Annotated in this window: 9 protein-coding genes; 4 read left to right on the forward strand and 5 right to left on the reverse strand. The window is 46.3% G+C overall.

Translation table 11 applies throughout. The features are described from left to right. Window positions 1-69: 69 nt before the first annotated feature. Window positions 70-948 carry a peptidoglycan editing factor PgeF gene (pgeF, locus tag QUA50_RS19895; protein ID WP_333266174.1) on the forward strand — a complete coding sequence of 293 codons (879 nt, stop codon included), beginning with the start codon at window positions 70-72 and terminating at the stop codon, window positions 946-948. A gap of 243 nt (window positions 949-1,191) precedes the next feature. After that, complete coding sequence (locus QUA50_RS19900; RefSeq protein WP_333266172.1) at window positions 1,192-1,803, forward strand: CPP1-like family protein; 612 nt, start codon at window positions 1,192-1,194, stop codon at window positions 1,801-1,803. A 125-nt stretch (window positions 1,804-1,928) separates the two neighbouring features. Here the strand turns inward: QUA50_RS19900 and QUA50_RS19905 are convergent, their stop codons facing one another. Then, window positions 1,929-2,615 carry an HAD family hydrolase gene (locus QUA50_RS19905; RefSeq protein ID WP_333266170.1) on the reverse strand — a complete coding sequence of 229 codons (687 nt, stop codon included), beginning with the start codon at window positions 2,613-2,615 and terminating at the stop codon, window positions 1,929-1,931. Between the two features lie 537 nt (window positions 2,616-3,152). Here QUA50_RS19905 and QUA50_RS19910 point away from each other — a divergent pair. Both QUA50_RS19910 and QUA50_RS19915 read left to right on the forward strand, forming a co-directional pair. After that, window positions 3,153-5,243 carry a diguanylate cyclase domain-containing protein gene (locus QUA50_RS19910; protein WP_333266168.1) on the forward strand — a complete coding sequence of 697 codons (2,091 nt, stop codon included), beginning with the start codon at window positions 3,153-3,155 and terminating at the stop codon, window positions 5,241-5,243. Then, on the forward strand, window positions 5,224-5,757 hold the full coding sequence (locus QUA50_RS19915; protein ID WP_333266166.1) for a GNAT family N-acetyltransferase: 534 nt from the start codon (window positions 5,224-5,226) through the stop codon (window positions 5,755-5,757). The genes QUA50_RS19910 and QUA50_RS19915 overlap by 20 nt, the downstream gene beginning before the upstream one ends. 20 nt (window positions 5,758-5,777) lie before the next feature. On the opposite strand, the gene hppD is transcribed toward QUA50_RS19915, so the two are convergent. The 4 genes from hppD to QUA50_RS19935 all read right to left on the reverse strand — a co-directional run. Then, window positions 5,778-6,839, reverse strand: a complete 1,062-nt coding sequence (hppD, locus tag QUA50_RS19920; protein ID WP_333266164.1) for a 4-hydroxyphenylpyruvate dioxygenase — start codon at window positions 6,837-6,839, stop codon at window positions 5,778-5,780. A 493-nt stretch (window positions 6,840-7,332) separates the two neighbouring features. After that, window positions 7,333-8,040, reverse strand: coding sequence for an SDR family oxidoreductase (locus QUA50_RS19925; protein WP_015176684.1), 708 nt, complete (start codon window positions 8,038-8,040; stop codon window positions 7,333-7,335). A gap of 184 nt (window positions 8,041-8,224) precedes the next feature. Next, window positions 8,225-9,634 carry an NYN domain-containing protein gene (locus QUA50_RS19930; protein ID WP_333266162.1) on the reverse strand — a complete coding sequence of 470 codons (1,410 nt, stop codon included), beginning with the start codon at window positions 9,632-9,634 and terminating at the stop codon, window positions 8,225-8,227. 42 nt (window positions 9,635-9,676) lie between these two features. Next, window positions 9,677-11,128 (reverse strand): APC family permease (locus QUA50_RS19935; protein WP_333266160.1); only part of this gene is annotated, 1,452 nt, incomplete at its 5' end.

The raw sequence follows: 11,128 nt of genomic DNA on the forward strand, positions 1-11,128 counted from the left end.
CTACGCGGACAAAATTTTTGATTGTTTAGAATACAAGCTAAATGATGCGCTTGAGTAAGGATAGGTTTCATGACTGTAGCTGGCGATCGCTTGACAAATTTTCCTGACTCTGAGTGCGTCGGAGAGCCTGACGGTATCAGTTGGGACTGGCAGAGTTCTGAAGGCTTGCCATATCTGACTTGCAGCTTGCTTTCTCGCTGGTCTCACGGCTTTTTTACGCGCGATTTCTCGCCCCAGGGGCCGATCGATCTGACGGAGGTTCTCGAACCTGGAGCTAGGGTTTACCGACTCCAACAGGTACACGGCAATGCGGTACTCAAAACCACTGAGTTGTCCCCGGTTGTGGCTCCGGGCCCGGAAACCGCTGCCTCAAGCTATGCTGAGGCTGATGGCTTGGTGGCAGCTAGAGAATTGGAGGCGGTGTGGGTTTGCTCGGCTGACTGTGTGCCGGTGCTGATTGCTGACGATCGCACGGGACTGGTTGCGGCAGTTCACGCGGGTTGGCGCGGGACTGCTGCTAAGATATTACCAGAGGCGATCGCTCAACTTGTGGCACAAGGCAGTCAACTAGAAAATCTGAAGATTGCTATGGGGCCGGCGATCGCTGGAGAGGTTTACCAGGTATCTGTGGAAGTAGCAGCGAAACTGGGAGCCACCATTGCTCCTTTGAGTGCCGTTAGTGCGACAGCAGACGGCATCTGCGAGTTTTTGCATCAACTCCCCGAATCGCCTGTCTTGCCCGATCCAGCACCGGGAAAAGTACGCTTGGATGTTCGCCTCTGCAATGCTCTGCAATTGCAGCAGTTGGGAATCGATCTTTCTCAAGTGGCGATCGCTCCTTTCTGTACTTATTCTGACTCGGCTCGCTTTTTTTCCTACCGCCGCGATCGACTTAAAAAAGTCCAGTGGTCGGGAATTGTGAGCGCCGGCGGGACAAGTTCCTTCTGAGGGCATTTGGCAGAAGGTAAAATTTTAGACGGCCAAGATAAAAATAACAATCTTTGGATTCATTATTTTTTATTTACGAATGCCAAATGCCTTCTAGTTTCTATTTTCGTAAGGTTTGCTGGTTCCTGTTTTAAAGCACTAAAAACTAGCAGCAAAACTTTTGGGAAAGCGGCAGAGCTCCCGCCCCGCTTTCCTCTCTTGTTAAGATTGCTCTATAACGAGAGTCTTCAGCGGGTTATTACAATGAGTGAGCCAACTCCCTATCAACTTCTTGAAGTCGATGAAGATGCTTCCTTTGATGAAGTGCAAGAGGCCCGCACGCGCCTAGGCGAGCAGTACAGCGGTGACAAGAAACGTTTGGAATCGATCGAAGCCGCTTACGATGCGATCCTCATGGATCGCCTGCGGCAGCGACAGGAAGGGAAAATTAAAGTACCCGAACGCATCCGCTTTCCCGAACGGCTGACTCCCCCACCCCCAAGCTTTACTCCGTCTCCTCCGAGTGGCAGCCCAGCTTGGTTGCAGCGGCTAATCGATACTCCTAGTCGATCGGACATTTTGTGGCCGGCTGGGGTGTATGTGGGGTTAGGCGGACTGAGTATTTATCCGGCGGCTAATGATGGTTTACTGCAGTTGACTCTGGCTCTTGGGGTCGGCTCTTGTCTTTATTTTATTAATCGCAAGGAACAAAAATTTGGTCGGGCCGTGCTGCTGACTGTGGCTGGCTTGGTTGTAGGCTTGTTGCTGGGAGGCTTTTTGGGTTCTTTGGTCAGTCCGGCATTTATAACAACAGAGAAATTTATCGCTTTGTTTACGTTTTTAATTCTGTGGCTGGTCAGCGGTTTTCTGCGATAGTCAGCAGTCATTAGTCAGCAGTTATTAGTCAGCAGTTATTAGTCAGCAGCCAACCACTAATAACTGTGAAATCAAGACCTCCGACAAATAACATCAGCTAATAACTAATGACTAATGACTAATGACTAATTTTTGTGACCTAAAATAATCTCAACTGCTTCGCTCAAATTGTTGGCAATTAACTCCGGTTGGTGCATTTCTAGTTGGGTGCGATCGCGAATTCCGCACAAAACACCAATTACCTTGACACCGTGCGTTTTTGCTGCTACAATATCTGCCTCCGTATCGCCAACCATCCAAGTGTCAGAAGCCGGCGGGAGTTCGGCGAGAGCTTTTGCCATCAACAGGGGCTTATCTTTGACATCCCCGGTTTTAACGTAATCGTTGGGGAGGCAATAGCGGCGGTTTTCTGGGAAAAATTGCCCTAAATTGCAGCGGTTGAAGGCTTCATCGAGTTCCCTAACGCGGCGCATGGTCATCACCGCTAAGTCTACTCCAGCGCGCTGCACCTTTTCGAGAGTTTCCACAGCGCCGGGAGCTGGTCGATCGTAAATCATGTAGGGTAGGGTGTGGACGGTTTGACGGCGTTTTTGGGCAAAATCGCGGGCTTGATCTGCGTCTAATCCTGAGAGAATGGCGATTTCGGTTTCGGGAACCCGCGCGCGCTTCATGTCCCAAAACTCTGCCTTGGGGAGTTCGCGCACTGCTTGACCCTCACGTTGAGTCTCGGCGAGACACTTCTGGTAAACTCGGTAGTAGCGATCGGACACGTCCATAATCGGGCCGTCAAAGTCGGTAATAAGTCTCAGCATTTAGCAGAGTATTTTTAAGCTTTGTATACAAATCCTTCGATACTATATCATTTAAAGGTAACACTTTCTTTACAAAAATTGACACAAATACCCAGGGGAGGTAAGGTCTATAGGAATGGTGCTAATTAAAGCAAACATTTGAATTAAACTGTGCTGTTCCTCAACTCGAGCGGTTGTCAGCCATATCGGGGAATTTAAAATTAAAATGTGCCGGAAAAATAGTGTAAACCGCTACATATTGTTCATAAATTTCTACCTCAATTGAGGCGGATTTTGACGACCGTTTTTCAAAAAAAAGTGGGTCAAATTAATATTTTGCCTCATTTTTAAAATAGGCAAAAAACTGCTGGGAGACTCCAAAGTGTACTGGTTGCATAAATTAGCCAGCGGTAACGGGTGATGACATCTGCCAGTATAAAAATTTCCATGATAAATCGCAGCCAAACAACAACTAACTTTACCGGCTAACCTTGGAGAGTGATGCTCTACAATAACCAAATACTTCCAACATTAACTGTAGAGAGCAGCGCCAGAAGTATGAATATTCTTCTTTATAAGCTGTTATCCTTACGCAGGATTGAATACCTCGCAGTCGATCGGGAACTTAAGATTAAAGAAATATCTTTAAAAGTGCAAGATTTTGCCTACATTCATGAGGAAGCAGCCGAAGGAAAAGACGTGCGCGATAGTTTTCCTGAACTGATCGGAATTGAAGGAATCCTTGAAGGCATTATTGAAGAACGAGAGCAAGACTTTCAGTTAAAATCAATTAACCGAGTTCTCAAAGACGGCTCTTATTTGTATCTAAATTTGTACATATTTGGTTATAAGGCACAAGCCAATGCTGACAGATTGATTATTTTATGCGAAGATGTGACAGATAGCATTGCAGCTCAGCAAAGCATGGTTCAGGCTGCCAACGAAAACAGTATTAAAGCCGATTACTTAGCTGCGACTGGCGATTATATTGACAAAATTATTAATTCCCTAGGTGATGTTTTGTTCGTAACTGGAACATCGGGCAAAATCAAAAAAGTGAATCAAGCTGCACAGAAATTATTTGGATATACCGAATCGGAATTAATCGGTCAATCCATATCGATAATTACGGCAGAGGAGGAATTGTTACGCAAAGTTAGCCAGCTACCTCCTGCACTTAAAAGCGAATATTGGCCTCAAGTAAAAGTAGCTTGCCAAACGAAAATAGGTTTAAAGTTGATTGTCGCGTTTTCATGCTCTACTTTCGAGACAAGCATAGGAAGCAAGGATACAGAGAGCGGGGTTATACAAGATTTTGTTTATATCGGCAAAGACATTACCAAGCAACAACGCATAAAAAAGTGTCAAGAAGCACAGTATGCTGTTACTCATATCCTGTCAGAATCGAGTTCTCTAGATAGCGCAACTCCGAGAATATTGCAAGCTATTTGCCAAAGTTTTGGGTGGGATATTGGCGAACTGTGGACGCCAGCAGAGGGGGAGAAAGAAACTAGATTGGGTGCGAAAATAAAATCTGAAAAACAGTCGCTTTGGTGTCTGCCACTTTGCTGTCCGATCGAGGAAACTCCTTGTTGGCGGCGGGTGGCAGTTTGGCAGCCAGGGGAAGAAGTTAGCGAGTTTGCCGAAAACGACCCGCAGATTACTTTGGCGGCGGGTGAGGGTTTGCCCGGATCGGTTTCCAGAAGCGGTTCTACGCATTGGATTACTGATATTGTGGCCGATCGCAATTTCGTGCGATCGCGCTTGGCCCAGGAAGCGGGACTGCGATCGGGATTCGGTTTCCCCATTCACGCTAAAGGCCAAGTTGTAGGAGTAATGACTTTTTTTTGCCGGGAAGAACTGCAACCGGATCAAGATTTACTTCAGATAATAGCTGTGGTAAGTTCTCAGTTAGGAGAATTTGTCAAGCGCAAATATGCGGAGAAAGAACTGCAAGAAGCTGAAGCTTCAATCCGATTTTTGTACGAACAAGAAAAACGGCAAAGTGAAGAATTAGCTCGGCAAAATTTAGCTTTAGAACAAGCAAAATTAGAATTAGAAGCAGCCAACATGGAATTGCAGCGGCTCGCTTCTGTGGACGGATTGACTCAAATTCCCAACCGCCGCTGTTTTGACACAAAATTGGAGTTAGAATGGCAGTTGATGGAGCGAGAAAAAGAGTCGCTGTCTTTAATTTTGTGCGATATCGATTTTTTCAAACTTTACAACGATTGTTACGGGCATCAAGGAGGCGACGAATGTTTAAAACAAGTAGCCCAGATTTTAGGTAGCAACGCTCAGCGCGCAGGAGATTTAGCCGCCCGCTACGGAGGCGAAGAATTTGCGGTAATTTTGTCGCGAACTGATGTGCAAGGAGCAAAGCAGGTAGCTGAAGCAATTCGCAGGGATTTGAAAGCAGCGGCAATTGTTCATGCTGCTTCCAAGGTAAGTGAGTTTATAACTCTCAGTATGGGAATCGCTACTACTGTACCTGCTGCTGGTTTATCGATCGAGGAGTTAATTGGACAGGCCGATAGAGCCCTGTATCGAGCTAAACTAGAAGGGCGCGATCGTATAGTTGCCCTCGACTTAACAATAGAATTTCAGGGCCCGAAAGGAGTATTTTCTGATGATTGTGAGAGAAGCTAAAATCGCTGACGCACCTGCAATCGCACGGGTGAATCTAGATACTTGGCGGACAGCTTACCGGGAAATTATACCAGCAGATTACCTCGCACAGTTATCCTATGAAAAGCGAGAAAGCAATTGGCAAGAAATCCTGGCTAACGTCAAAAATACTGGCGTTTTTGTCTGCGTTGCTGAGAATGAATCGGGAGAAATTGTGGGTTTTGCTGCGGGTGGTGGCGAGCGCACCGGCAAATATGTATATAAAGGAGAATTATTTGCTATCTATATTTTGGAGGAATATCAGCGTCAAGGAATCGGACGGCAACTCGTCAGAACAGTTGCCACAAAATTGGCAGAATTAAGTTTTAACTCGATGCTAGTTTGGGTACTAGGAGACAATTCAGCCTATAGGTTTTATGAATTCTTAGGAGGTGAAAAAGTAGACGAACAGCAAACAAGTAGAGCAGGAGTTGCACTCAAAGAAATTGCCTACGGTTGGAAAGATATCGCAGTGCTGATTAACACGCCTTTATGACCTCAAAAGTGGAAGTTTTATCAATCATCTATCAAACTTCCCCTCTTCATTTGTTCGCGTTCAATGGCCTCAAACAAAGCTCGAAAATTCCCCGCCCCAAAACCTCCAGCTTGCACCTGTTTGCCGTTAACTAAACTAACTCGGCGCTCAATAATCTCGAAAAAGAAAGTCGGTTCGGCAAAAATTGGCTGGGTAAAGATTTGCAGCAGCATCGCTGCGGGAGTATCTTCTTGCCAATCTGCCAAAACTTCAGAAGCTGCAATTGCTTGCCAATCTGCGGGCAAATAGTTTTGCCGCTGCTGCAATTCGGAGTAGTATGTTGGAGGAACTGGCAGAAAAGGCAAACCGCACGATCGCAAATCGGCAACAACCCCCACAATATTATTAGTTTGCAAAGCCATGTGCTGAATTCCCGGCCCTCGATTTGCGCTCAAAAACTCTTGAATTTGAGAATTAGCTGATGCCGGTTCATTAATCGGGAATTGCACCCCACCTTCAGCGTGCACCATAACTTGGCTCCGCAAAGCCGATTTCTCAGTCTGAATGTCAAAATTTTGCTGCAGTTGAAAACCTAATATTTTTTGATACCAACTAACAGCACTTGACAAATCCCCAGATTCAACATTTAACACTACGTGGTCAATCCGGGTAAACAACGGCAGCTTATCCGAAGCCGATAGCAGTGAATGGCTGCCAATTCGCTCCACCAGCGTATGGCTTAAATCTCCCCAGCCCGCGATTTTTGCCCGCTTAAAATAGCCTGCTGCGTTTAGGTCTTCTTGAATCGGTTCCAGGATTTTAGCGCCTTTTGCAGCCGCTCTAGCTACCGCTAATTCGATATTTTTTACCCGAAAACCCACATCGGCAATCCCTGGAGGATGAAACTTCAACCAACTAGCAGCGGGACTAGCGGAAGTTAGGGGCGAAGATAAAACAAAACATACATTGCCGCTGCTGACAACTTCAGTGTGAGTGTGGCTGTTGGCATAGCCTGCTATGGATTGAAAGCCTAACTGGCTGACAAACCAGTCGCAGGATACTTTAGCGTTTTCAACGTAAAATTGAATGCGATCGAACTCCATAATCAATAATTGAAAATGGAAACTGAAAAATAGAAAATCTGCCGATTTTCAAGGCGAAACTGCAAGGTAGGGACTGAGGAATGGATATTTTTCATGTGTTTTTTGTGCGCGCGTTTGATAATAACATAAAAATTGAATACCCTCACTCCCCCTGAAGGCAGAAATAGGTCGGCAATTAAAAGAAACTCGGTGTCTGCGATAACTTGGATTTGGCTGCGAGGTCTTCGTCAAGCGGTAAGGTGTGCCGAGGTGCACCCTACATAAGGAGTGTCAATTAAATAATTTCCCTTTTTTATTGTGGGATGGGCGTCCCGCCCGTCCACTCATGACGGGCGGGACGCCCATCCCACAGCAGTCATCAAGAGTGTAAGCTATTTAATTCTCATTCCTAAACAGGTTGCGCGCAACTTCTCAAACTTAAAGATGTCATAATTATTCGGGCTTTGGGCTTCCGCTGCCGCATCGCGAATGCCTTCAAATAATTCCTCAATCGCTAAAAGAACAAATGACTTTCCGGCTGAATATTAATCTCCATCGGCACAGCTTGCGGGTCAGCCGAAAGAGCAAACATAATCGCATTTGCAGCAGTTTCGGTAGTCAGCATTTTTGACCTATCTACCTTCAAACTCACATTATCCCAAAACGGAGAATCCACCCCGCCAAAATAGAATAGCGTAAACTTAATACCGTAGCGTCGCAGCTCATCTGCCATGCACTTGCTGAAACCAACTACCCCAAACTTTGAAGCGCAATAAGCGGTTCCCATCGCCATCGAATGCTTGCCCAAAATCCCGATGACATTGCAAATGTGGCCGGATTTGCGCTCTTTCATCACATTCGCCGCTGCTTGAGACGTGTAAAAACTGCCTTTCAAGTTCAAGTCAAGCATTGCATCTAAATCAGCGGGTTCTAACTTGTTCCACTGCTTGAGAATTCCGGCACCGGCGGCGTTTATGAGGGCATCAATTTGTCCGAAATGTTCCACAGCTTTGTGCATCAGCGTCTCGACTTGGGGTAAATCGGTGATATCTGTGGGCACGCACAGTACCTCTGTTGCGGAAAGTTCGCTAGCTAAAGCGTCTAATTTACTGCTGTCTCTGGCGGCGAGCACTAGCCTCGCACCCGCATCAGCGAGTTTGCGGGCTACTGCTGAACCGATGCCGCCAGTCGCACCCACCACAACCACAACTTTGTCGTGCATATCCCTTTACATTTCTTTACGTCCAGATCGTATGATAACTCAAGTTGCTTGTAATGGGGATGTTGATATAGCAATCCTTGCAGGAGTCGTAAATTTTTGACCCCACCCCAACCCTCCCCTTATCAAGGGGAGGGAGTAAGAAATTCACAAATTATTTAGGATGGCTATATATTTTAATTTTTAATTAATTGAGGGAAACTTGCCAGCCTTTTTCGGCTTTTTTTAGCTGGAGAGAAGCGCAGGATTGCAAAAATTTAGTAAATTTTTTACCCAAATTAAATTCTTTAATTATTTGGGTAATTTGTTTGCCGTATTGTCGGTGAAATTCGCTGCCAACATTGGATAGAAATACAGAATTTTCAGGAGAGTTGTCTGTTAAGTCGCCAACGATTTTGACAAGAGCTTTTTCCAAGTCTTCTAGAGAATTAATATCTGTCAAGCTGGCAGGTGCTGCCTGATGGTTATTGAGATTTTCTTGGTTAAGTATTGGGGGTGGGGGCGACAGTTTGACTTCAAAAATAGTGACATAAGTTTGAGAAGTTTCTGAGGGTTTGTGGAGGGCAAAATCGGTGGGATATTTGAGAAAGATATCCCTGGTTTTAGTACCGAGCAAATGATGGGCAACAACTTGATTGAGGACTAAGCCGTAATTTTCCTTAAATAAAGCTGAAATTGTAGAAAGTTTTATCCACTGAGTTGAGGTACGTTTTTGCTCTTTTTTGATTAATTCTTTTAGCTGAATAACTAATTGTTCTAGGGGGGTTATTTCCGGTGTGGTGACGAGGGAATGGGTTTCCACTTGTCCGGTTTTGCTGTTTAAAACTATAATTTTATCTATTTGTTTGCGGACTTGAAATACGGTTAGTCCGTGGGCTTGCAGTGTGTTGCTGAGGTGAGTGAGGGCGCGATCGGACGAACAGACAAAAATCTCTTTGGCTGTGGGATAATGTACGAAAATCGATGCGCCGACTGTAGCCATTTTTAAGTCGGCGCTGTCTTTGCCGGGGGGGACGTGAATTAGTTGATAGCCGCGCTGGTGAAATTCGGCATCTTTTTTGCCCATGCTGCGCCAGTTGGCAAAGGCAACTTTGATTTGGATGGGATAGTGGCAAATTCCCTCTAGGAATTTTTCGGTTTCGATGGTGAGTTGCAAGTTTTCGACATCTAGCAGCAAGATAGCAATGCCGACAGGAAGCGGGGCTGCTTGATTGCTTGTTGGAGTTGGAGGTTCTGACGAAACTGAGTTTTGTGATTTAGCTGGTGCTGTTGGAGATTGGGCTAGCTGCTGAATTTTGGCACATAATTTACTGAATTGAGGTGAATTAACGAATTCTGGAATCAGCAGAATTTGTAGGTATTTTTTCGCACTCAGCACCAGGGAATCTGTATCGCTGGCTACTGTAAAACTTTTTGTCAATTTTCCAATCAAAACTGACTGAAAATCAGGTTTGGCCCAGGGGGTTTTCCTGTATTTTTCAGTTATCCATTCGGGATGCTTTTCCTGAATGGTAATTAGGGTTTGAGCTATATAGCGACTGATGGCGCTGAATGCGAGGGATTCTTGAGTCGCAAGCTCGGAGGTTCGATCGGGCATGACCCTCTACAATGCGGGATGCTGTTTCAATTTATCACACTTCTAGTTTCTCGCCGGGAGTCGGACGATCGCCCGCCAAATTAAACCTGCGGCAATTAATGCCAATCCTGTCAGCCAAATTTGTCTCTCCACCCAAAAAGCCAGAAACAGACAATTCCCCAAACCCACCCAAGCCAACCACTGCGGATAAAGCCTTTCGGCGGGGGAAAGTTGCAGGGCGGCGAGGTTGGTGATAGCGTAATATATCAAAACGCTAAAAGCGCTAAATGACCAAGTGGTTTTGACATCGCCGAGGAGGATTAAAAGTGCGATCGTAACTTCCACAACCACCACAGCCACGTAGGGAGTTGTCCCCTCTGGATTCAGCCGCGCCAAGACTCTCGGCATATCCAAGCGCCGCCCCATCGCCAGCCAGATGCGCGAGAGCCCTAAAATTAAGTTCAGCAAGACTCCCAACATAGCGGTAATTGCGCCGACGGCTAGCAGTTGAGAAACTCCCGGAATTGGGAAACTGCGGGCGATAACTTCCAAAGGTGCAGCCGTGCCGCCTGGTAAAGACAATTTATCGGCTCCCCCCGCGCCCGCGACAACTACTGCTACCCCGACGTAAAGCAGCATTGTCAGCACCAAAGTGAAAATTATGGCTTTGGGAATGGTTTCCCTCGGTTCCCGCACTTCCTCGCTCATTGTGGCGATGCGGGCGTAACCGCTATAAGCGACAAACATCAGGGCGGTGGCCTGGAGGATGGAGCCGATCGAGCTATCATTCTGTACGGTGGCTATTTCCCACCTTACCTCTGGCAAACCGACAGCAACAAACACCGCTAAGGATAGAAGTGTAACTGAGACTATGACAGTATTGGCAATATTCGATCGCCTAATTCCCGTCAATACAATTAAAGTGATGGCGGCGAGGGCGACCAAAGCTGTTAGGATCAGGTAAGTGCGATCGGCTACACCAACTGCATTTAAAAAATACCCCGCAAAACCCAAAGCCGCAGTAGCAGCAGAAGCCGTTTTCGCCAACAGAAACATCCAACCGGCAGTGAAACCCAGCCAAGGATTGAGATATTTGTAGCCATATTCATAAGTACCGCCGCTAACAGGATGATTTGCCGCTAATTGAGCGCTGTTAAGGCCATTGCACACAGCAACAAAAGCCGCAATACATACAGCCAAAATCACTCCCGGCCCAGCAACTTCCGCCGCAATGCCGATACTCACAAATACCCCAGTGCCCACAATCGAGCCCAACCCCATGAGAGTTGCGCCGAAAACACCTAACTCTCGCTTCAGAAGTGGTGAAGACATAACTATAGCAGGCATCTTGCCTGCACAAAAATATTTGTCTGTTGTGGAACAGGCCCGAAAGCCTGTTCTGAAGACATAACTATAGCAGGCAAGATGCCTGCTCCACAAAATATTTGTCTGTTGTGGAACAGGCCCGAAAGCCTGTTCTGAAGACATAACTATAGCAGGCAAGATGCCTGCTCC

Origin of the sequence: Microcoleus sp. M2_D5 (genome assembly GCF_036701935.1) — a bacterium.
Lineage (GTDB): Bacteria > Cyanobacteriota > Cyanobacteriia > Cyanobacteriales > Microcoleaceae > Microcoleus.